Genomic DNA, 21415 nt, shown 5'->3' on the forward strand with positions numbered 1-21415 from the left:
ACTGGACAGAATGGTCTCGTGATCGACGCGGTCGCCGACGAGGCCGCGATCGGGGAGCCTGGTGCCCGGCCGGTCGTGGCGGCGCGGTTGTCGGACCCGTGTGGCAGATTGGAACCGGTACCGATGGGCGTACCGGCCGACGTGGTGACGGGGGAGTTGTGACCCAGACAGAGAAACTCGCCGACGAGGTCCTCGAGCTGCTGATCGAACAGGACCCGCTCGGCGAGATGATCCAGGGCCTGCCCGGCGTGGACAGCAGGCTGAGCGACCTCGACGAGGCCGCCGAGGCGAGCCTGCGGTCCCGGGCGCTCGACGCCGCCCGCCGGGCCCGGGCGCTGGAGACCGACGACTGGGGCACCCGGGCGGTGGCGATCGACCAGGCCGAGGCGATCGTCGCGCGGATCGACGCCAAACTGGTCGAGACCGAGGTCGCCGACCTGATGGTCAGCCCGATCGCCCGGCTGCACTCGATGCTGCCGATGGTCCGGCCGAAGGACGCCGAGGCCGAGCGCGACTACTTCACCCGGCTGGCGACGATTCCGGAGTACCTGGCCAAGGCGGCACAGCGGCACCGGACCGGGATCGCGGCGGGACGCACCCCGGTCGCGTCGCGGGCCGCGTACGCCCTGACTCACCTGGACAACTACCTCGCCCACCCGGAGTCCGACCCGTTGCGCCAGGTGCCGGTGACGGACACGGCCGAGCGTGACCGGCTGATCGACGAGCTGGTCCGTCCCGCGTTCGCGAAGTATCGGACGGCGATCGCCGAGGACGTCGCACCGCACGGCCGGCCGGACGACAAGCCCGGTCTGTGCTGGCTGCCTGACGGCGAGGCGACGTACGCGTCCCTGGCCCGCGTGCACACCACGACCGACCGGACAGCAGAGGATCTGCACCAGACCGGTCTGGCGTTGATCGAAGCGCTGGCCGAGGAGTACGCCGAGATCGGCGGCCGGGCGTTCGGTGTGCGGACCGTCGCCGAGGTGCACCACCGGCTGCGGACCGACCCGGCTCTGAAGTGGACCAGCGCCGAGGAGTTGCTGGCCGGGGCTCGTGCGGCGATGGACCGTGCCGAAGCCGCGGCGCCGCGGTGGTTCGGGTTACTGCCTTCGCAGGCCTGTGTGCTGGAGAGGAGCCCGGCTGCCAGCGAGGAACACGAGGCGGGTGCGTACTACCACCCGCCCGCGTTGGACGGCAGCAGGCCGGGCATCTACTACGCCAACACCTACCGGGCGACCGAGCGCGACCGGTACATCTCCGAGGCGACCGCGTTCCACGAGGCCGTGCCGGGACACCACTTCCAGTGCACGATCGCGCAGGAGCTCACGTTGCCGATGTTGCGCCGCTGCGCGGCCATCAACGCGTACGCGGAGGGGTGGGGTCTGTACTGCGAGCGGCTGGCGGACGAGATGGGCCTGTACTCCGACGATGTCGCGCGGCTCGGCATGCTCGCGATGGATTCGGTCCGTGCCGCCCGGCTGGTGGTGGACACCGGGCTGCACGCGTTCGGCTGGTCGCGGCAGCGGGTCGTGGACTACCTGCGGGACAACACCGTGATGTCCGATGTGGAGATCCAGAGCGAGACGGACCGCTACATCGGGATGCCCGGCCAGGCACTGTCCTACATGGTCGGCAGGCTGGAGATCCAGCGGCTGCGCGCGCGAGCCGCGGACGAGCTCGGTGCGGCCTTCGACATCAAGGCGTTCCACGACCTGGTGCTGGGCAGCGGCCCGTTGCCGATGGCCGCGCTGGACCAGGCCGTCGCGGAGTGGACGAAGGCTGCCGCGTGAACGGTGGCCGCGTGACCGCCGGCGAGATCGACCGGATCGCCGACCGGCTGCTGGAGCTGATCGGTTCGGAGGACCCGCTGGAGGCGAGCCTGTCGGGAATCCCGGGACACGACCACGAGCTGCGTGATCTCAGTGCGGACGGGCGGTTCCGCGACCGTGCGGTGCAGCTCGCCGCCGAGGCCGAACTGGCCGAGCCGAGCGTGACCCGCAGCGTGGTGCTGCAGCTGGCCGCGTCCTTGGTGGACAAGCTCAACGCGGGCCTGTCCGACCACGTGGTGGCGAACTTCCTCACCGCGCCGGCGATCCGGCTCGCGACGTACATCCCGCGCGTCGTGCCGATCACCGAACAGGCCGAACGTGCTTACCTGGAGCGGCTTTCGGCGATCCCGCGCTATCTGGGCCAGGCCGCGGAGCGCAACCGTGCCGCGGTCGCGGCGCGGCGCTTCCCCGTGGCCAGGATGGTGCGGACCGCGGTCGCGCACATCGACCGTTATCTGAACCAGGACGGTGACTTGTTCGCCGAGGCGGTGCTGAGCGGCGGCCGGACCGCCGAACGCGACCGGCTGCTCACGGACGCCGTACGCCCGGCGTTCGCGCGGTACCGGGAGGTTCTGGACCAGGAGATCGCGCCGCACGGCAGATCGGACGACAAGCCCGGGCTGTGCTGGTTGCCAGGCGGCGACGCGGCGTACGACGCGATGGTCCGCGTGCACACGACCACTGCGCGCACGCCGGAACAGTTGCACCGTACGGGCCTGGAGTTGATCGAGGCGCTGGCGGACGAGTACGCGACCATCGGCGGTCGCGTGTTCGGTGTGCGCACCGCGGCTGAGGTGCAGGAACGCTTGCGGACGGACCATTCGCTTCGCTGGGGGAGCGCCGAGGAGATCCTGACGCACGCCAGGGCGACCATCGAACGGGCGGAACGTGCCGCGCCGCAATGGTTCGCGCGCCTGCCGGAGAAGCGGTGCCAGGTCGAGGCGGTTCCGGACGCCGAGGCACCCAACGCCGCCGGCGCGTACTACACCGCGCCCGCGCTGGACGGGTCACGGGAAGGCACCTACTGGGCGAACACGTACCGGGCGACCGAGCGGGACCGCTACGGCGCCGAGTCGATCACGTTCCACGAAGCCGTGCCGGGGCACCACTTCCAGATCGCGCTCGCCCAGCAGTCGACCGGCCTGCACCTGTTGCGGCGGCTGGCGTCGATCACCGCGTACGTCGAAGGATGGGCGCTGTACGCCGAACGGCTGGCCGACGAGATGGGCCTGTTCTCCGACGACCTGGCGCGGCTCGGCATGCTGGCCGAGGACTCCTTGCGAGCCGCGCGGCTGGTGGTGGACACCGGTCTGCACGCGATGGGGTGGACGCGTGAGCAGACCGTGGAGTACCTGCGGGCCAACACGGTGATGACCGAAGTGGACATCCAGTCCGAGACCGACCGCTACATCGAGGACCCGGGGCAGGCGCTGGCGTACATGGTCGGCCGCCTGGAGATCCAGCGGGTCCGCGAACGCGCCGAACACGACCTCGGGGATCGCTTCGACATCAAGGAGTTCCACGACGTCGTGCTCGGCGGAGGAGCGTTGCCGATGCCCGTGCTCGACGAGGTCGTCGGCGAGTGGGCGGTCACTCGGGGCGGGGCGTCTCCTGGAACGTGACGCGGTAGCCGAGCGCCTGCATCATCCCGGTGAGCATCGACCTGGTGTTGGTGCGGGCGCGTTCGACCAGCCCTGACCGCTGCGCGGCCTCGCTGATCTTCTGTTCGGCGGCGACGTAGAACTGTTGCTGCTGCGGCGGTTCGATCAGCGCGCCGATCGTGTCGATCAGGCCGCGTTCCTGGCTGAACACGTAACTGCGCTGGTTGTCCAGGTTCGGCTTGGCCAACTGCGGCGGCGGCAGCTTCAACTCGACCGAGGTCCGGTCCTCGGACACGACGATGTTGCCGTCGGCGATCCCGCCGAAGTCGACGAACGCGTCCACCGACCCGGCGGCGACGAACAGGGTCCGTTCACCGGCGATGGACGACGGCACCCACGGGACGTCCTTCTCGATGTCCACGACGACCTGGTAGTCGCCCGCCGCGGCGTGGTACTGGCTCAGGTCGCGCATCGCCTGCAGCACAGCGGGTTGTGATCTGTCTATTGTGGACGAACCGAACTTCGGGATCAGGCCGGCGATCTGCAGTGCCGCGGCGATCACGAGCAGTGCCGCGGCGGTCAGTGCCGCGGGTTTGATCCAGCGTGCTTTCACGGGCCACCACCGCCTCTCAGGCGTGGGGTACCCACTCCTGAGAGGCGGATACTCCGCTATTCGGAGGTGCCGGAGCGGTCGCGGCCGGTGTTCAGCAGCGACTTGCGCCTGCTGTACAGGAAGTAGATCAGCAGACCGGCGGCGAACCACCCGGCGAACCGCAGCCAGGTCATCGGCTGCAGGAACGTGATCAGCCAGATGGAGAAGACGACGCCGATCGCGGGCACCACCGGCATGCCCGGCAGACGGAACGTGCGCGGCAGGTCCGGCCTGCGATAACGCAACACGATGACCGCGATGCAGACCACCACGAACGCCAGCAGGATGCCGATGTTCGTCAGCTCGGCGACCTCGATGATCGGCAGCAGCCCGGCCAGCACGGCCGAGATGATGCCCGCCAGCCACGCCACCCGCACCGGCACCTTGCGCACCGGGTGCGTCTTGGCGAACCACTGCGGCAACAGACCGTCACGGCTCATCGCGTACCACACCCGCGTGACACCGAGCATGAACGTGAACATGACGGTCAGGATGCCGACGATCGCTCCCGCCGCGATCACCGTGCCCAGCCCGCCCAGGCCGACGCTGGCGAAGGCCGTGGAGAACCCGCTGGCCGGGTCGATCTGCGTGTAGTCCTGCATGCCGGTCAGCACCAGGCAGGCCAGCACGTACAGCACCATCGAGATGACCAGTGAGTAGATGATCGCCTTGGGCATGTGCCGCTGCGCGTCCTTGGACTCCTCGGCCGCGGTGGACATCGCGTCGTAGCCGAACACCGCGAAGAACACCAGCGCCGCTCCGCTCATCGCGCCGCCGAGACCGTCCGGGGCGAACGGCGTGAGGTTGCCGGTCCGGACGTAGAAGAACCCGACCACGATGACCAGCAGCACGACCGCGACCTTGATCGCGACCACCGCCGTCTCGAACCGTGCGGCCGACTTGATCCCTCTGGTCAGCAGGAACGCGATCAGCAGACACAGCACGACCGCGATCAGGTTGACCTTGTACGTGCCCGCCGCCACCCCTTCCGGCTCGGTGCCCGGCGCCCCCAGCATCCACTGCGGCAGGTCGATGCCGATCTGGTCGACCAGGAAGTTGAAGTACCCCGAGATGCCGATCGCGACCACCGCCACGATGGCCGTGTACTCCAGCAACAGGTCCCACCCGATGAACCAGCCGACGACCTCGCCGAGCACGGCGTAGCCGTACGTGTAGGCCGACCCGGCCTTCGGGATCAGCCCCGCGAACTCGGCGTACGAGAACGCCGCCGCCGCGCTGGCCACCCCGGCGATCAGGAACGAGATGACCACGGCGGGCCCGACCCCCGCCACCCCGTTGGCCGGATCGCCGTGCGCGACACTGCCTGCCAGGCTGAAGATGCCGGCGCCGATGATCCCGCCGACACCGATCGCCGTGAGCTGCCACAGACCCAGCGTCTTGGTGAGTCCTGTGCCCGTACTGTCCTCGATCTGCTCGATGGGCTTGCGGCGGAAGATCCCCGACCCGCCACCCAACCCACTTCTCTGTAGGTCAGACATCCACCGAACATAGTCCCGTGATCGCCCGGCGGCCGGATGAGGAAATTCCCACTACGCTCGCGGCCTACCGGGTGAAGACGATCTTCCCGGCGGTGTCGCCGTCCAGCATGGCCCGGAAACCCTCCTCGGCGCGGTCCATCGGCAGCTGAGTGCCGATCTTCGGGCGGACGCCGGTCACGTCGCAGTACGCCAGCAGGTCGGCCAGTTCGTCGCGGGTGCCCATGGTCGAGCCGATCACGCTCAGCTGCAGGAAGAACAGGCGCTGCAGGTCCGCGTTCGCGTCCGGGCCGCTGGTCGAGCCGGAGACCACCACCACTCCGCCGGGCTTCAGCGACTTCATCGAATGGGACCAGGTCGCTTTGCCGACCGTCTCGAACACGCCGTCCACCCGCTCCGGCAGGCGGGCGCCGGACTCGAACGTCTCGTGGGCGCCCAACGACACCGCCAGCTCTCGTTTCTCCGCTGATCGGCCGGTGGCCCAGACGCGGAAGCCCGCCGCGCGGCCGAGCTGGATCAGGGCGGTGGCCACGCCGCCGGACGCGCCCTGCACGAGGATCGTCTGACCGGGACGCAGACCGGACTTCACGAACAGCATCCGGTAGGCCGTCAGCCATGCCGTTCCCATGCAGGCCGCTTCGCCGAACGACAGCCCGGCGGGCTTGGGCAGGACGTTGCGCGCCGGGACCACCACGGTCTGGGCGAACGTGCCCTGGTGTTTCTCGGTCAGCAGGGTGCGCTTCGGGTCGAGGGTCTCGTCGCCGGTCCAGCCCGGCGAGCTGATCACCGAGTGGAGCACGACCTCGGTGCCGTCGTCGAGCACGCCCGCGCCGTCGCAGCCGAGGATCATCGGGAACTGCTCGGGCTTGATGCCCACCCCGCGCAGCGTCCACAGGTCGTGCATGTTCAGGCTCGCCGCCTTGATCGTGACCCGCACCCAGCCGTCCGGCACGTCCGGCGACGGCCGGTCACCGATCGTCAACGCGGCGAGGGGGTTGTCCGGCTGAGGCGACGCTGCATACACGGCGAACATGCCTTGCAACTTACCGATTACGCCATTCGTGCGCCTGTGGGCTCGGCCACGGCGTAGCCTCGGGGCGTGTCATGGTTGTCCGATTGGTGGAACGGCGTGGAGCTGTGGATCACGCAGCTGCCGTTCCCGGCCCAGTTCGCGATCGTGATCGCGGTCCTGTTGCCGGTCTGCACGGTCGGCGCGTGGGCGATCGACCGCGTCGTCGACTTCGTCGCGAGCAAGGTCAGCCCGTCGCGCAACGCGGAACCCGACTGCGATTAGGGTTGGGCGCCATGGGGTCGCGCAAACGCATCACGTTCGCCCTGATCGGCCTGGTCGTGCTGGTGGTGGCGGGCTGGCTGATCCGCGACGCCTCCTCCGGATCGTCCCCGGGACCGGCGCACCTGCCCGGCCACGACTCGGGCCTGCCGGTCACCGCGCTGTCGCAGCTGCCGCCGGAGGCCACGGCCACCTGGCGGCTGATCGAGAAGGGCGGCCCCTTCCCGTCCACTCGGGACGGTGCGACGTTCGAGAACCGGGAGAAACGCCTGCCGGTCAAGGCCAGGGACTACTACCGCGAGTACACCGTGCCGACGCCGGGCAGTGACGACCGCGGCGCCCGCCGGTTGGTCCATGGCCAGGAAAGTGAGTTGTACTACACCGAGAACCACTACGACTCGTTCGTTCTGGTGGACCCGGGGAAGTGACGATGCGCTACGTGCTGGACGGCAGTGAGATCCGCACCAAGGCCGCGATGCTGGACGCGCTGGCCGAGGCGATGGACTTCCCGGACTACTTCGGGCGCAACCTGGACGCGCTCAACGACGTGGTGAACGACCTGCCGCCGGGCGAGCACACGCTGGTCTGGCGGTCGCCGCGGACCCTGCGCGAGGCCGACCCCGGCGACTACGAGCAGTTCGCCGACATCCTGGGCAACGCCGACCGGCTCACGCTGGTGCTCGAGGACTGATCGGCGACTGGCTGATCGGCGTTGGGCCGCTCGGCCGTTGTCGGTCCGGACCAACACATCTGCGGCGTGTTGTCGCATCCGCACCACCATCCGGCCGAAGCCTTCCACCGTCGGTAGCTCTGTGAATACCGTGGGAAAGGTCAAGCGTTGAAACGTGAGTTACCCTCGGGTACCGAGCCTTGAGGGATTACACCACAAGGAGGCATCGATGAAGCTGGCTCCCCTGCGGCTGGCCACGGTGGCCGCGTTCGCCCTTGCACCCCTGCTCGCGCTGGGCACGACAGCATCGGCGGCGGTCCAGACCATCAACTACCAGGTCCGCGCCTCAGCCTTCGGGCAGACCGCGGAACTCGTGCTCAACCAGGACATCGACGCCACCGCGCCGGCCGGCGTCGCCGCGGGCGGCGCGGTGACGGTGACCATCGACCCCGCACCCAACACGGTTCCGGCCGAGGGCGGCGGCTACGAGATCAGGGAGATCAAGAACATCGCCCTGAAGCTGCCGGTACCGGCCAACTCCACCTTCGTCTCGGCCACCGCGACCGGCGGCTCGGGCCTCGGCCCGGCCGCGCCGACCGTCGGCCTCGAAGGCGGTGACGTCGTGCTGAAGATCGCCGGTCCGCTGAAGGGCGGCGCGGCCTTCGAACTGCCGACGGTGACCATCACGCTGACCGCCGGTTCGTCCGGCACGATCGAGACCAAGCTCGGCGGCACCAGCTACGACGCGCCCGGGCTGACCTTCACCACGGTGATCACGGCGTTCGGCCTGCCGATCGACGCGGCCACCGTCGCCTATCCGGACCCGAACCCGGTGCTGACCAGCACGACGATCGGGTGAGTTCCGGCCGGTCAGGAAGAGACATGTGCTGAGGGCCACCCGGCGCGGGGTGGCCCTCAGCACCCGTTCCCGTTCCCCCATCGGCGAAGATTGAGCCATGGCTGACGAACTGGTCCACATCGCCGTCGACCGCGGCGTCGCAACCATCACGCTCGACTCACCGCACAACCGCAACGCGTTGTCCCGGCAGCTGCGGAGCGAACTGCGCGGGCATCTCTCGACCGCGGTCGGCGACGACAACGTCCGCGTGATCGTGCTCGACCACACCGGCCCGGTGTTCTGCGCGGGCATGGACCTCAAGGAGGCGGGCGGAGCGTCCGCGGGCGACCAGGGCGTCAACGAGTTCCCCGAAATCCTCGAGCAGATCCGTACCAGCCCGAAACCCGTCGTCGCCAAGCTCGCCGGGCCCGCCCGTGCTGGCGGCGTCGGCATCGTGGCGGCCGCCGACATCGCCGTCGCCGCCTCCACCGCGACTTTCGCCTTCACCGAGGTACGCATCGGCGTCGTGCCCGCCGTGATCTCCGTGACCGTGTTGCCGCGCCTGCTTCCCCGCGCCGCGCACGAACTTTTCCTCACCGGCGAGACCTTCGACGCGGCCCGTGCCGTGGCCATCGGCCTGATCAACTCCGCGGTGCCCGCCGAGGAGCTGGACGCCGAAGTCAGGCGCTACACCGGCATGCTGGTCCTCGGCGGCCCGGTCGCCCTGGCCGCGACGAAGGAGCTGCTGCGCTCCGGACCCGGCGACTTCCCGGCCATGCTGAAGCTCTCAGCCGAGTTCTTCGCCAGCCAGGAAGGCCAGGAAGGCATCACGGCCTTCGCGCAGAAGCGCAAACCCACCTGGATCCCCTGATCACCCCTCGTGAGTGTTTATCGGTGTTCTAACCCTGACAAACACTCACGAGGGGTGGTCAGCCGGTTTGTTCGAGGGTGGTGCCCTGGAGGGCTTCGTCGTAGCGGTGCAGGATCAGTTCGGCGACGTCCGGGTCCGCGCCCAACGGGTCGGCGATCACGGCATCCGGGTCCATCTTCAGGGCCGCGTCGTAGACCCGGTCGGGAAGCAAGCCCGGAGCCAGGAACCACGACGCCACGGCGATCCGGGACGCTCCGCGTGCCCGCAGGGCCGCGGCGGCGGTGGGCACGTCGGGAGTCGCCGAGGCCGCGAAAGCCTCGATCGCCCCGGCCCAGCCGGACTGGACGGCCCACCGCTGGGCGATCGCCGCGACCCGGGCGTTCGCGCGGGCGTCGGACGATCCCGCGCCGGCCAGGATCACGCCCAGCGACGGGTCGCCGAAAGCGGCCCCGGCGGCGGTCAGCCGACGCAAGGCCGCGGACTCCAACCGGGGTGACGGGCCGAGGACGTCGGTGACCGAGACCGACAACCGGGGATTGCGTTGGCACGCCTCGTGCACCAGGGCCGGGACGTCCACCTTGGCGTGGTAGGCCCGGCCGAGCAGCAAAGGCACCACGACGACAGGCCCTCGCAGGCCCGTGAGGACGTCGCCGAGCCGGGGCGCCGAAAGGTCCATGAAGGACACCCGGGCGTCCAGCCCCGGCCGCATGGCCCGCACGACGCCGACGAGCGAGGTGATCGTCGCGGCGGAACGGGGATCGCGGCTGCCGTGGGCGACTGCGATGAGAGGGATCACGTCAAGGCTCCGGTCAGGCCGCGCGTTCGCAGCACGGCCCGTTCGATCGGGCGGAACACCAGCAGGTCGATGCCGATCCCGACCAGCAGGATCAGCAGGATCGCCGTGATCACGGTCGGCATGTCGTTGAAGTTCGAGCCCTCGTTGAGGTACGCGCCGAGGCCGAGCCCCAGGTCCGGGCTCTGCGCGATCAACTCGGCCGCCATCAGCGACCGCCACGAGAACGCCCAGCCCTGTTTCAGGCCGGCGATGTAGCCGGGCAACGCGGCGGGCAGCAGGATGTGCCGGGCGGCGGCGAACCGGCCGGCGCCGAGTGTCTTGCCGACGCGCGGCAGGATCGGCGGGATCTGGTCGATCCCGGCCACCAGGCCGTTGGCGATCGACGGCACCGAGCCGAGCAGCACCACGAAGTAGATCGTCGCGTCGTTCAGGCCGAACCACAGGATCGCGGCGGGCACCCACGCCACCGAAGGCAACGACTGCAACCCGCTCAGCAACGGGCCGATCGCGGCCCGGACCACCCGGACCTTGGCGACCAGCAGACCGAGCGGCGTCGCGATCACCAGCGCGGTCAGGAACCCGAGCACGGCACGGTGGATGGACGTCCACAGCACTTCCCAGATCCGGCCGGTCTCGGCCAGTTCCTCGAAGCGGGACCACACCGCCAGCGGCGCGGGCAGCTGGAACTCCGGCCAGAACGCCGCCGCCCACAGCGCCTGCCAGACCGCCACCAGCAGGACCAGCGCGACGAGCGGCGGCAACGCGGACCGCACGAACCGGCGCCAGCCGGGCTCGGTCCGGGTGGTGGCCGGGCTGTCCAGCGCGTCGAGGCCTTCCTCGACCTTCGACAGGTCCTGGACGTCAGGACTTGGCATGGGTGCTGATCACCTCTCGCAGCCGGGCGGTGATCTCCTCGGTGAGCGCCTCGGCGGCACCGTCCTGAGTGGACCATTCCTGGACGACACGACCGGGCCGCGACGACAGCAGGACCACGCGCTGCCCGAGGCGTACGGCCTCACGGACGTCGTGCGTCACGAACAGGACCGCGGTGGACGTCCGCTCGTAGACGCGCAGCAGTTCGCCCTGCAGCACGTCCCGGGTGATCGCGTCGAGAGCCGCGAACGGCTCGTCCATCAGCAGCAGCGCGGGCTCGTCGGTGCCCTGCACGCGCTGGGTCGCGGCCAGCGAACGGGCCAGCGCGACCCGCTGGCGCATACCGCCGGACAGCTCGTGCGGACGCTTGTGCCCGGCGCCGCCCAGCCGCACCAGCTCCAGCAGTTCGGCCACCTTCGCCTTGCGGTCGGCCTTGCCGAACCCGGCCAGCCGCAACGGCAGGTCGATGTTGCGCGCGGCGGTCAGCCACGGCATCAGCGCGGCCTCCTGGAACATCACCGCGGGACGGGAGGTGTTCAGCTCGATGCTGCCGCCCGTCGGCGCGTCCAGGCCCGCGACCAGGTTGAGCAGCGTGGACTTGCCGCAGCCGGACGCGCCGAGCAGGCACACGAACTCGCCCGGCGCGACCTTCAGGTCGACTCCGTCGAGCGCGACCACCGCCTGCGGGCCCCGGCCGAAGACCTTGCTCACCCCCGAAAGGGACACAGCGGTACCGGACTGCACGTGCTCGAGTGTGGCGGTCATGGCCCCTCGTCTCCTACTTCTGGTCCAGTCCGGCGGCGTCCACCGCCGGTTTGCCGGTCGCCCGCAACGCCTCGTTGAGCGCGGACAGGTCCGCGAAGCCCTTCAGGTCGGCGGCGGACTTCACGATCCCCGCGGTCACCGAGTCCTTGGCGAGCTGCGGGAACGTCGACGCGATCGGGTCGGTGGTCAGTTCGATCGCGGTGAACGAGCTGTCCAGCACCGGCTCGCTGAGCGAGTTGCCGGTCAGTTGCCTGAGCGTGTCGTTGACGACCTTCTTCGCGTCCGCCGCATTACCCTTGGCCCACTCGATCGCGTTGACGTGCCCCCGCAGGATCGCCTGCACGGTCTGCGGGTACTGCCGCAGGAACTCCTGCCGCACGATGATCACCGTGGTCGGGAACCGGCCGCCGGGCCACAGTGACTTCTCGTCCAGCAGCACCTTCGCGCCGGCGTCCAGCACCAGCCGCGACGACCACGGCTCCGGCAGCCACGCGCCGTCCAGCTCGCCCTTGCGGAACGCGTCCAGCGTCTTCGGGTTGTCCAGGTTGGTGATCCTGACGTCCGGCAGGTTCTTCTCTGTGATCAGCTTCTTGAGCGCCACGTCCTGGGTGTTGCCGAGTGACGGTGTGGCGATGCTCTTGCCGGCCAGCTGGTCGATCGACGTGATCTCCGGCCTGGTGACCAGTTGCGCGCCCGCGGACACCGCGCCGGAGACCAGCTGGATGGTGCCGTTGGACTTGGTGAACGCGTTGATCGCCGGGCCGGAGCCGATGAACCCGATGTCCAGCGACTCGCCCAGCAGCGCGTTGACCTCCTCGGGGCCCGCGTTGAACGTGGTCACCGAGAGCTTGGTCGAGCCGAGTTCCTTGGCGTAGAACTCCTTCTTGTGCCCGATGACGGCCGGCGCGTGGGTGACGTTCGGGAAGTACCCGAGCCGCACCTCCGCGGCAGGCCCCTGTGCCTGAGCAACCGGCTCATCGCTTCCGCCGGCACGGGTACACCCCGCTGCGAGGGCTAGTGCCGCCGCCGCGGCGGCCAGTGAGCGAAGTGCGCGACTCGTGCTCAAGGACGTTCCTCTCAGGCGCAGGGAAATGGGATCAGGGGCCAGGGTTGACGGCGTCCCGGACGGGCAACGGCGCGCCGACCAGGCCGGCGGCCAACGTCGTGCCGTCGCTCGCGTCGATGACCAGGAACGCCCCGGTCCGCCGGTTGACGGTGTAGTCGTCGACCGGCAGCGGCTCCGCGGTGCGAATCCTGACCTGGCCGATGTCATTCAACTGCAACAAGTCCGGCAACTCCACGCTGGACAGCCTCTGCTCGTCGAAACGGGTCACCAGGTCGGTCACGAACGCCTGCGTGGTCTTCGTGCCGTGCTTGACCAGGACCCGCGCTCCCGCGCGCAAAGCCTTGTCCGCCAACCAACACAGCGTCGCGTCGAACTCGTCGACCACGGCCGGGGCAGCGTCCGCGGCGGAAATCAAGTCGCCGCGGGAAACATCCAGATCATGGGACAGCACCAGCGTGACCGACTGGCCCGCGGTCGCCTCGGCCAGTTCACCGTCCGGGGTGTCGATGCGCTGGACGACGCTGCGCCCGCCGGACGGCAGCACCACGATCTCCTGGCCGGGCGTGATCGTGCCCGCCGCGACCTGCCCGGCGTAGCCGCGGTAGTCCGGGTACTCCGGCGTGCGCGGGCGGATCACGTACTGCACCGGGAACCGGAACGGCACGTGGTGCGGGTCGGGTTCGACCGGCACGGTCTCCAGGTGCTCCAGCAACGTCGGCCCGGTGTACCAGGGCGTGTTGGCCGAGCGTTCCACGACGTTGTCGCCGACCAGCGCCGACACCGGGATCGTCAGCACGTCGGAGTCCGCGTAGCCCAACGCGTTGGCGTGCGTGGTGAACTCCTTGGCGGTCAGCTTGAAGTTCGCCTCGTCGTAGCCGACCAGGTCGATCTTGTTGACCGCCAGCACGAGCCGGGGCACACCGAGCAACGCCAGAACCGCCGCGTGCCTGCGGGTCTGCTCGATCACGCCCTTGCGTGCGTCCACGAGCAGGACGCCCAGTTGCGCGGTCGACGCGCCCGTGACGGTGTTGCGGGTGTACTGCACGTGTCCCGGGGTGTCGGCGAGCACGAAGGACCGCTTCGGCGTGGCGAAGTACCGGTACGCCACGTCGATCGTGATGCCCTGTTCGCGTTCCGACCGCAGACCGTCCACCAGCAGCGACAGGTCCGGCGTCGCCAGTCCGCGGTCCGCGCTCGCCCGGTGCACCGCGTCGAGCTGGTCGGCCAGCACCGACTTGGTGTCGTAGAGCAACCGTCCGACCAAAGTGGACTTGCCGTCGTCCACGCTGCCCGCGGTCGCGAGCCTGAGCAGATCGCTCATCAGAAGTAACCCTCCCGTTTGCGATCTTCCATGGCGGCTTCGGAAAGCCGGTCGTCGGCGCGGGTCGCGCCGCGCTCGGTCAGCCGCGACGCGGCCACCTCGGCGATGACGTCCTCGATGGTGCGGGCGTCCGAGTCGACCGCACCGGTGCAGGACCCGTCGCCGACCGTGCGGTAGCGAATCGTCCTGCGTTCCAGCGTTTCCCCGTCGCGGGGGCCGCCCCACGGGCCTTCGGCCAGCCACATGCCGTCGCGCAGGTAGACCTCGCGCTCGTGCGCGTAGTAGATGTCCGGCAGTTCGATCTTCTCGCGGGCGATGTAGTTCCAGACATCCAGTTCGGTCCAGTTCGACAGCGGGAACACCCGCACATGCTCTCCCGGACGGTGCCTGCCGTTGTACAGGTTCCACAGTTCGGGACGCTGCCGTTTGGGCTCCCACTGGCCGAACGCGTTGCGCAGGCTGAAGATCCGTTCCTTCGCGCGGGCCCGCTCCTCGTCACGGCGGCCGCCGCCGAACACCGCGTCGAACTTGTTCTCCGCGATGGTGTCGAGCAACGGCACTGTCTGCAGCGGATTGCGGGTGCCGTCCGGGCGTTCGGTCAGCCTGCCGTCGTCGATCCAGTCCTGCACGTGCGCGACCAGCAGCCGCAGCCCGTGCTTCCCGACCACCCGGTCCCGGAAGTCGATCACCTCGGGGAAGTTGTGCCCGGTGTCCACGTGCAACAGGGCGAACGGCACCGGCGCGGGCCAGAAGGCCTTGAGCGCCAGGTGCAACAGCACCGTGGAGTCCTTGCCGCCGGAGAACAGGATCACCGGGCGGTCGAACTCGCCGGCCACCTCACGGAAGATGTGGATCGCCTCGGACTCCAGCGCGTCGAGATTGGCCGTTCTCCGGTCAAGCGCGAGCGTCACAGATACCCCCTTCTAACCGTGCAGTCCGCACTCGGTCTTGTTCTGGCCCGCCCACCGGCCACTGCGGGGATCGGCGCCGGGCGCGACCTTCGCCGTGCAGGGCGCGCAGCCGATGGACAGGTAGCCCTCGGCCACCAACAGGTTCTCCAGGATCCCGTTGCGGTCGATGTACGCCCGGAACTCCTCGTCACTCCACGGGGCGATCGGGTTGATCTTCACAAGGTTGTTGCGCTCGTCCCACTGCACGATCGGAGTGCCCGCACGGGTCGGCGCGTCGACCCGCCGCACCCCGGTCACCCACGCGTCGTAGTTGGCCAGGGTCCGCCGCAGCGGGATCACCTTGCGCAGGTTGCAGCACTGGTCAGGGGCGCGTTCGTAGAGCTTGGGGCCGTACTCGGCGTCCTGTTCGGCGACGCTCTGGTCGGCGGCGGCGTTCAGGATGTTGATGCCCGAGTAGGTGGCCGCGACCGCGTCCCGCAACCCGATGGTCTCCGGGAAGTGGTACCCGGTCTGCAGGAACAACACGTCGAAGTTCGGCTTGACCTTGGCGGCCAGGTCGATCAGCACCGCGTCCTGCATGTTCGACGCCAGAATCCAGTTGTCGCCGAACGTCTCGGCGGTCCACGCCAACGCCTCCAGCGCGCTGGCGCCGGCCAGTTCCGCCGAGGCCCGCTCGGCGAGGTCCTTCAACTCATCGGTCGCTGTTGTCACCTGGACACCTGCCCCACTGAGATCCCGACGAACTTCACGACGAACACGCGGCGGCAGCCGGTGCACAGCCAGGCCGCGTGCGGCTCCTCCTGCGGGCGAAGGTCCTCGTCACCGCAGTAGGGGCAGTAGAAGGGTGTTGCGCGCTCAGTCACTTCAGATCAGCCTCATCCGCGCGCTGGACCCACTGTGCGAACCGCTCGCCTTCGGAGCGCTGCTTGACGTAGTTGCGCACGACCCGCTCGACGTAGCCGGACAGTTCGGCGCCGGTCACCTTGTGGCCCCGCAGTTTCCGGCCGAACCCGGCGTCCAGGCCCAGGCCGCCGCCCAGGTGCACCTGGAAGCCCTCGACCTGGTTGCCGTCCTCGTCGGTGACGATCTGGCCCTTGAGCCCGATGTCGGCGGTCTGGATCCGGGCGCACGAGTTCGGGCAGCCGTTGATGTGCACGGTCACCGGGTGCTCGACGCCCGCCTGGACGTCGGCCAGCCGCTGTTCCATCGCCGAGACCAGTTCGGCCGCACGGGCCTTCGTCTCGACGATGGCGAGCTTGCAGAACTCGATGCCGGTGCACGCCATCACGCCGCGCCGCCACGGTGACGGGTCGGTGTGCAGGCCCAGCTTGGTCAGTTCCGCCCGCAGCGCCGGCACCTCCGGCTCGGCGACGTCCAGGACCAGAAGCTTCTGCTGCGGGGTGAACCGGACGCGGGTGGAGCCCGCGCGTTCCGCGGCTTTGGCGACCTCGACGAGGATCGACCCGGACACCCGGCCCGCGATCGGCGCCGCGCCGACGTAGAACTTGCCGTCCTTCTGCCTGTGCACGCCGACGTGGTCGAGGACGACCTCCGGGATCTGCGGCGCGGGGCCGTCGATCATCCGGTAGCCGAGGTACTTCTCCTCCATCACCTCGCGGAACTTCTCGGGGCCCCAGTCGGCGACGAGGAACTTGATCCGGGCGCGGTGCCGCAGCCGCCGGTAGCCGTAGTCCCGGAAGACGCTGATGACCGCTTCCCAGACCTTGGGCACCTCGTCGAGCGGAACCCAGGCGCCGAGCCGCTTGCCCAGCATCGGGTTGGTCGACAACCCGCCGCCGACCCACACGTCGAAACCGGGCCCGTGCTCCGGGTGCACCACGCCGACGAACGCCACGTCGTGCACTTCGTGGGCGACGTCCTGCAGGCCGGAGATCGCGGTCTTGAACTTGCGCGGCAGGTTCGAGAAGGCCTTGTCGCCGATGTAGGTGTTCCTGATCGCCTCGATGGCCGGGGTGCCGTCGACGATCTCGTCCTCCGCGATGCCCGCGACGGGGGAGCCGAGGATGACGCGCGGGCTGTCGCCGCACGCCTCCATCGTGGTCATCCCGGCGGCTTCGAGCTTCTGCCAGATCACCGGCATGTCCTCGATGCGGATCCAGTGGTACTGGATGTTCTGCCGGTCGGTGATGTCGGCGGTGTCCCGCGCGTACGTCTGGGAGATCTCGCCGATCACGGCCAGCTGCTGCGTGGTGACCGCCCCGCCGTCGATCCGGATGCGGAGCATGAAGTACTCGTCGTCCAGCTCTTCGGGATCGAGCGTGGCCGTGCGGCCGCCGTCGATCCCGGGCTTGCGCTGGGTGTAGAGGCCGTACCAGCGGAACCTGCCCCGCAGGTCGGCCGGGTCGATCGAGTCGAAACCACCGTGGGCGTAGATGTTCTCGATCCGGTCACGGACGTTGAGCGGGTTGTCGTCCTTCTTGCTGCGCTCGTTGGGGTTGAGCGGTTCGCGGTAGCCGAGTGCCCACTGTCCCTCGCCCCGGCGTTGCTTGGCCCGCTTGGGGGTGGTGGTTGGCGGAGCCATGTGGCGTCCTCTTCGGGAGTCGGGGCGCTCGCACACGCCAGCCCCGCCTCACCCGAAGAGGGGAAAACCGGCGTATCCGACGCCGGTGAGAAGAAACAACTGTTCCGGCGAACGGGTCAACGCCGGCACAAGTCGCTGTTGACGCGCAGGAAATCCACGTGACGACGAGCCACGAGGAGGACCGGCACGACAGCAGACATGACTTCAGCGTGCCACGCGTCCATCAGGTGGTCTACTGCCATCCGCATGCTGGGACGATGGTCACCCGCCCTTGACCGTCGCCGGGTGAACCCTCTGTCCGGCGACGGACGCCTGGATCAGTCCGTCGGCGGCGGGTGCGAGAATCGAAGGCGTGGCCTCCACGCTTCCCCCTGGTGATCCCGCCCCGGCCGACGGCACGCTGCCGCCCGAGGCGGTCGCCGGGCTGGGCAGCAGACCCTTCGGGGTCTACGTCCATGTGCCGTTCTGCGCGACCCGCTGCGGGTACTGCGACTTCAACACGTACACCGCCGGTGAGCTGGGGACTTCCGCCTCGCCGCAGTCGTGGCTCGAGGCTCTGCGCCGCGAGCTCGACCTGGCCGCTCGTGTCCTGGGATCGGCGCCTCCGGCGAGCACGGTCTTCGTCGGCGGCGGGACGCCGTCGCTGCTCGGCGCCGACGGGCTGGCGTCGGTGCTGGACGCGGTCCGCGGCGCGTTCGGCCTCACCTCGGCGGCGGAGGTCACCACCGAGGCGAACCCGGAGTCGACGTCCCCCGAGTTCTTCGCCGAGATCCTGCGAGCCGGTTACACCCGGGTGTCGTTGGGCGCCCAGTCCGTGGCGCCGCACGTGCTGCGGATCCTGGACCGCAAGCACACACCCGGCCGGCCGGTCGCCGCGGCGGGCGAGGCCCGGGCCGCCGGGTTCGAGCACCTGAACCTGGATCTGATCTACGGCACGCCGGGGGAGCGGCCGGACGACCTGCAGGCGTCGCTGGACGCGGTGCTCGACGCCGGAGTCGACCACGTGTCGGCGTACGCGTTGATCATCGAGGAAGGCACGGCCATCGAGCGGCGCATCCGCCGTGGCGAGTTGCCGTCGACGGACGACGACGTACTGGCCGAGCGGTACGAGCAGGTCGACTCGGTGCTGTCCACGAGTGGCTTCCGGTGGTACGAGGTGTCGAACTGGGCGGCGTCCGTGGCCGCTCGCTGCCAGCACAACCTCAACTACTGGCGCGGCGGTGACTGGTGGGGCGCCGGGCCGGGAGCACACAGCCACGTCGGTGGTGTGCGGTGGTGGAACGTCAAGCACCCGGCGCGATACGCCGCGACCCTCGCGGAAGGCAGATCACCGGCCGCCGCGCGGGAGATCCTGTCCGAAGAGGACCGTCGGGTCGAGCGCGTGTTGCTCGAACTCCGCCTGGCGGAAGGACTTCCGCTGGGCGTGCTCGACGAGTCCGGCGTGGCCGAGGCGAAGGTCGCGGTGTCCGACGGGCTGCTCAGCCAGTCCGCGTTCGACGCGGGCCGCGCCGTGCTGACCGACGAAGGCCGGCTGCTCGCCGACGGGATCGTGCGCCGCCTGTTGCCCTAAGCCTTGATCAGCGCGTCCAGTCCGGCGATGAACGTGTCGATCGCGAACTCGAAGCGCTCGTGCGCGGTCTGCGCCGAGAACAGCGGTCCGATGGCGATCAGGTTCGGGAACGTCCCCGCGGGCAGCGACCGCACGTACTCGGTCATCTGACGGGCGCGTTCGGCCATCTCCTCCTGGGAACCGTCCCGCCACGAGGTCACCTCGACCGCGTAGGCCTTGCCGTACAGGCCAAGCGCGTCGAACGCCCACGCCGCCTGGGATTCCGACAGCCCACCGGCGCGCAGGATCGCCAGCATCGCCTCGCCGTGGCGCAAGGCGTTGGGGCCGGCGGGGATCATCGCGTTCATCACGACCGCGGCGATCCCCGGATAAGCGATCATCGCCTTCACCTGACCGAAGCACAGCTCTTTCAGTTGGTCCCGCCAGCGCGCCGGATCCGCTTCGGGCAGCTCCACATCGCCGAGGACGCGGTCGAACATCAGCTCGCACAGCTCGTCGCGGTTGCGGACGTGCGCGTACAGCGAGGCCGGTCCGGTGTTCAGCGCCTGGGCGACCCGGCGCATCGACAGCGCCTCGATGCCTTCCTTCTCCAGCAGGCCCAGCGCCGTGTCGACGATCTTGTCGCGGCTCAGCGGCTGTCGTACGGGCTTACGGGCGCCCGTGCGCCACGGCGGGTCCGGTAGCTCCACGCGAGCACTCTACTTGACACGAACATCGTTCGTAGATAGAACGGTGTTCGTCGAGTCGAACACCGTTCGTTATGGAGGAATCGTGGACGTGTTGGTGGTTGGCGCGGGCTTGTCCGGGCTGTCGACGGCGATGTTCCTGGGGCTGCACGGTGTGCAGTCGCTGGTTGTCGAACGGCACGCCACTACGTCGCTGCATCCCAAAGCGCGAGGGCAGTTCCCGCAGACCATGGAGGTGTTACGGCTGGCGGGAGTCGATCAGCGGGTGATCGACGCGTCCCCGCCGGACTTCGAATTCCGGATCATCGTCGCCCCGTCGGCCGCCGGGCCGGTCTTCACCGAGATCCTGGTCGACAGCGAAGGTCCTGACCTCAGTGCGTTCTCGTCGGCGGGCTGGGCCAACACCAGTCAGGAACGACTCGAGCCGATCCTCGCCGGCCGCGCCCGTGAGCTCGGCGCCACCATCCGCTTCCGCACCGAACTGGTCGGGTTCACCCAGGACCAGGACGGAATCACGGCGTTGCTGCGTGACCTGGAGACGGGACGTGAGGAGACCGTCCAAGCCGGGTACATGGTCGGCGCGGACGGCCACCGCAGCCCGATCCGTCAGGCGCTGGGCATCGGCGTGACCGGACGGGGCGTGCTCGGCACCGGCGTCGGCGCGATCTTCGAGGCGGACCTGTCGGCCATGTTGCCGCGCAACGCGTTGGTGTACCTGCGGAATCCTGACCTGCCCGGTGGCGGTGGCACGCTGGTGAGCACCGACGAACCGGGACGGTATTCGCTCGGGGTCGGCGCGGGGGAGTACACCGACGAACGCTGGATCGAGACGATCCGGGTCGCCGCCGGTGTTCCGGGTCTGGACGTGCGGCTGGTGGAAGTCGGCGGCAACACCGACATGAAGCAGTGGGTGGCGGACCGGTTCAGCTCGGGACGTGTGCACCTGGTCGGCGACGCGGCCAGGGTGATGCCGCCGACCGGTGCCTTCGGCGGGAACACGGCGATCATGGACGGGTTCTGCCTGGCGTGGAAACTCGCGATGGTGGTCCGTGGTCAGGCAGGTCCTGGGCTGTTGGACAGCCACACGCCCGAACGGCGGCCGTACTCGCAGTACATCGCCGAACAGCAGTACACCTTCTATGTCCAGCGGATGCGTCCTGACCTGGATGACGGCACGCTGACGCCGATGGCCGACCCGATCTCGATGCTGTTCTTCGGCTATCGGCAGATCAGCGACGCCGTCGTGCTCGAACCCGGCGATGAGGGCGAACTGCTGGAGGCCGCGCCGACCGGGCGTCCCGGCTCACGTGCTCCGCACGTCGTGCTGCCGGACGGGACCTCGACGATCGACCTGTTCGGCCGCGGCTTCGTCGTCCTGACCGGCTCCCAGGCCTGGGTTTCCCAAGCGGAGGCCCTTGGGCTGACAGCTCACTTGCTCGAAGGCGGCGACTGGGTGAAGGCCTACGGAGTGACGGAGTCGGGTGCGGTACTGGTGCGGCCGGACTTCTTCGTGGCCTGGCGCACGCCGGACGCCCACGGAGACCTCGCGGCCGGCCTTCACGACGTCCTGAAGTTGAGCGAATTAGGCTCAAGTTAGGGAACAAAGCTTGACTCAACCTCGTTGACACCGGTGTTCG

General features: G+C 69.3%; 23 protein-coding genes. 10 read left to right on the forward strand and 13 right to left on the reverse strand.

Annotated elements, in window-relative coordinates; genetic code table 11:
• Positions 1–18: 18 nt before the first annotated feature.
• Genes GC106_RS21175 through GC106_RS21185 form a run of 3 tightly spaced genes read left to right on the forward strand, consistent with a single transcriptional unit; the run spans position 19 to position 3451 of the window.
• A complete protein-coding gene (locus tag GC106_RS21175; RefSeq protein ID WP_173133364.1) occupies positions 19–162 on the forward strand; it encodes a hypothetical protein in 144 nt (47 codons plus the stop codon).
• On the forward strand, positions 159–1790 hold the full coding sequence (locus GC106_RS21180; RefSeq protein WP_312872765.1) for a DUF885 domain-containing protein: 1632 nt from the start codon (positions 159–161) through the stop codon (positions 1788–1790). Before GC106_RS21175 ends, GC106_RS21180 begins: the two co-directional genes overlap by 4 nt.
• Positions 1791–1801: 11 nt before the next feature.
• Complete coding sequence (locus GC106_RS21185; protein ID WP_173133366.1) at positions 1802–3451, forward strand: DUF885 domain-containing protein; 1650 nt, start codon at positions 1802–1804, stop codon at positions 3449–3451.
• On the opposite strand, the gene GC106_RS21190 is transcribed toward GC106_RS21185, so the two are convergent.
• The 3 genes from GC106_RS21190 to GC106_RS21200 form a co-directional block, all read right to left on the reverse strand.
• On the reverse strand, positions 3420–4043 hold the full coding sequence (locus GC106_RS21190; RefSeq protein WP_173133368.1) for a DUF4230 domain-containing protein: 624 nt from the start codon (positions 4041–4043) through the stop codon (positions 3420–3422). The genes GC106_RS21185 and GC106_RS21190 overlap by 32 nt on opposite strands.
• Before the next feature lie 56 nt (positions 4044–4099).
• Entirely contained in the window at positions 4100–5581 is a 1482-nt protein-coding gene (locus GC106_RS21195; protein ID WP_173133371.1) for an amino acid permease, read from the reverse strand.
• A gap of 64 nt (positions 5582–5645) precedes the next feature.
• A complete protein-coding gene (locus GC106_RS21200; protein WP_173133373.1) occupies positions 5646–6611 on the reverse strand; it encodes a zinc-binding dehydrogenase in 966 nt (321 codons plus the stop codon).
• A 66-nt stretch (positions 6612–6677) separates the two neighbouring features.
• Between GC106_RS21200 and GC106_RS21205 the strand changes: the two genes are divergently transcribed.
• The 5 genes from GC106_RS21205 to GC106_RS21225 all read left to right on the forward strand — a co-directional run bounded on the left by GC106_RS21205 (position 6678) and on the right by GC106_RS21225 (position 9248).
• Positions 6678–6872: a hypothetical protein gene (locus GC106_RS21205; RefSeq protein ID WP_173133375.1), complete on the forward strand. Its 195-nt coding sequence runs from the start codon at positions 6678–6680 to the stop codon at positions 6870–6872.
• 11 nt (positions 6873–6883) lie between these two features.
• On the forward strand, positions 6884–7297 hold the full coding sequence (locus tag GC106_RS21210; protein WP_173133378.1) for a guanyl-specific ribonuclease: 414 nt from the start codon (positions 6884–6886) through the stop codon (positions 7295–7297).
• Positions 7298–7299: 2 nt separating this feature from the next.
• Positions 7300–7560, forward strand: a complete 261-nt coding sequence (locus GC106_RS21215) for a barstar family protein (protein WP_173133381.1) — start codon at positions 7300–7302, stop codon at positions 7558–7560.
• 208 nt (positions 7561–7768) lie between these two features.
• A complete protein-coding gene (locus GC106_RS21220) occupies positions 7769–8398 on the forward strand; it encodes a cyclase (protein ID WP_173133384.1) in 630 nt (209 codons plus the stop codon).
• Between the two features lie 97 nt (positions 8399–8495).
• Positions 8496–9248 (forward strand): enoyl-CoA hydratase-related protein, encoded by a 753-nt coding sequence (locus tag GC106_RS21225; protein ID WP_173133387.1) that lies wholly within the window; start codon positions 8496–8498, stop codon positions 9246–9248.
• Between the two features lie 58 nt (positions 9249–9306).
• On the opposite strand, the gene GC106_RS21230 is transcribed toward GC106_RS21225, so the two are convergent.
• The 9 genes from GC106_RS21230 to GC106_RS21265 are packed head-to-tail and all read right to left on the reverse strand — an operon-like array spanning position 9307 to position 17522.
• Entirely contained in the window at positions 9307–10044 is a 738-nt protein-coding gene (locus tag GC106_RS21230; RefSeq protein ID WP_173133390.1) for a sirohydrochlorin chelatase, read from the reverse strand.
• Positions 10041–10919, reverse strand: a complete 879-nt coding sequence (locus GC106_RS21235) for an ABC transporter permease (protein ID WP_173133393.1) — start codon at positions 10917–10919, stop codon at positions 10041–10043. The genes GC106_RS21230 and GC106_RS21235 overlap by 4 nt, the downstream gene beginning before the upstream one ends.
• On the reverse strand, positions 10906–11682 hold the full coding sequence (locus tag GC106_RS21240) for an ABC transporter ATP-binding protein (protein ID WP_173133396.1): 777 nt from the start codon (positions 11680–11682) through the stop codon (positions 10906–10908). Before GC106_RS21240 ends, GC106_RS21235 begins: the two co-directional genes overlap by 14 nt.
• A 13-nt stretch (positions 11683–11695) precedes the next feature.
• Entirely contained in the window at positions 11696–12748 is a 1053-nt protein-coding gene (locus GC106_RS21245) for an ABC transporter substrate-binding protein (RefSeq protein WP_246366405.1), read from the reverse strand.
• Between the two features lie 31 nt (positions 12749–12779).
• Positions 12780–14069 (reverse strand): sulfate adenylyltransferase subunit 1, encoded by a 1290-nt coding sequence (locus tag GC106_RS47945; RefSeq protein ID WP_246366407.1) that lies wholly within the window; start codon positions 14067–14069, stop codon positions 12780–12782.
• Complete coding sequence (gene cysD, locus GC106_RS21250; protein WP_173133401.1) at positions 14069–14980, reverse strand: sulfate adenylyltransferase subunit CysD; 912 nt, start codon at positions 14978–14980, stop codon at positions 14069–14071. Before cysD ends, GC106_RS47945 begins: the two co-directional genes overlap by 1 nt.
• A gap of 12 nt (positions 14981–14992) precedes the next feature.
• Entirely contained in the window at positions 14993–15691 is a 699-nt protein-coding gene (locus GC106_RS21255; RefSeq protein ID WP_173133404.1) for a phosphoadenylyl-sulfate reductase, read from the reverse strand.
• Complete coding sequence (locus GC106_RS21260; RefSeq protein ID WP_173133407.1) at positions 15688–15843, reverse strand: Insertion element protein; 156 nt, start codon at positions 15841–15843, stop codon at positions 15688–15690. The genes GC106_RS21255 and GC106_RS21260 overlap by 4 nt, the downstream gene beginning before the upstream one ends.
• The gene (locus GC106_RS21265) at positions 15840–17522 is read right to left on the reverse strand and encodes a nitrite/sulfite reductase (protein WP_173133410.1); all 1683 of its coding nucleotides are present in this window, start codon (positions 17520–17522) and stop codon (positions 15840–15842) included. Before GC106_RS21265 ends, GC106_RS21260 begins: the two co-directional genes overlap by 4 nt.
• Before the next feature lie 352 nt (positions 17523–17874).
• Here GC106_RS21265 and hemW point away from each other — a divergent pair, with 352 nt between their 5' ends.
• Entirely contained in the window at positions 17875–19092 is a 1218-nt protein-coding gene (hemW, locus tag GC106_RS21270) for a radical SAM family heme chaperone HemW (RefSeq protein ID WP_173133413.1), read from the forward strand.
• On the opposite strand, the gene GC106_RS21275 is transcribed toward hemW, so the two are convergent.
• Positions 19089–19781, reverse strand: a complete 693-nt coding sequence (locus GC106_RS21275; RefSeq protein ID WP_312872766.1) for a TetR/AcrR family transcriptional regulator — start codon at positions 19779–19781, stop codon at positions 19089–19091. The genes hemW and GC106_RS21275 overlap by 4 nt on opposite strands.
• Positions 19782–19863: 82 nt before the next feature.
• Here GC106_RS21275 and GC106_RS21280 point away from each other — a divergent pair, with 82 nt between their 5' ends.
• Positions 19864–21375 carry an FAD-dependent monooxygenase gene (locus GC106_RS21280; protein ID WP_312872767.1) on the forward strand — a complete coding sequence of 504 codons (1512 nt, stop codon included), beginning with the start codon at positions 19864–19866 and terminating at the stop codon, positions 21373–21375.
• The last annotated feature ends 40 nt before the right edge of the window (positions 21376–21415 follow it).

Source organism: Kibdelosporangium persicum, assembly GCF_013280595.1.
GTDB classification, from domain to species: Bacteria; Actinomycetota; Actinomycetes; order Mycobacteriales; family Pseudonocardiaceae; genus Kibdelosporangium; species Kibdelosporangium persicum.

Coding starts and splice junctions, on each gene's coding strand:
- GC106_RS21195 (WP_173133371.1), bottom strand. CDS start 5,581: ATGTCTGACCTACAGAGAAGTGGGTTGGGTGGCGGGTCGGGGATCTTC.
- GC106_RS21200 (WP_173133373.1), bottom strand. CDS start 6,611: ATGTTCGCCGTGTATGCAGCGTCGCCTCAGCCGGACAACCCCCTCGCC.
- GC106_RS21210 (WP_173133378.1), top strand. CDS start 6,884: ATGGGGTCGCGCAAACGCATCACGTTCGCCCTGATCGGCCTGGTCGTG.
- GC106_RS21215 (WP_173133381.1), top strand. CDS start 7,300: ATGCGCTACGTGCTGGACGGCAGTGAGATCCGCACCAAGGCCGCGATG.
- GC106_RS21220 (WP_173133384.1), top strand. CDS start 7,769: ATGAAGCTGGCTCCCCTGCGGCTGGCCACGGTGGCCGCGTTCGCCCTT.
- GC106_RS21225 (WP_173133387.1), top strand. CDS start 8,496: ATGGCTGACGAACTGGTCCACATCGCCGTCGACCGCGGCGTCGCAACC.
- GC106_RS21235 (WP_173133393.1), bottom strand. CDS start 10,919: ATGCCAAGTCCTGACGTCCAGGACCTGTCGAAGGTCGAGGAAGGCCTC.
- GC106_RS21240 (WP_173133396.1), bottom strand. CDS start 11,682: ATGACCGCCACACTCGAGCACGTGCAGTCCGGTACCGCTGTGTCCCTT.
- GC106_RS47945 (WP_246366407.1), bottom strand. CDS start 14,069: ATGAGCGATCTGCTCAGGCTCGCGACCGCGGGCAGCGTGGACGACGGC.
- GC106_RS21265 (WP_173133410.1), bottom strand. CDS start 17,522: ATGGCTCCGCCAACCACCACCCCCAAGCGGGCCAAGCAACGCCGGGGC.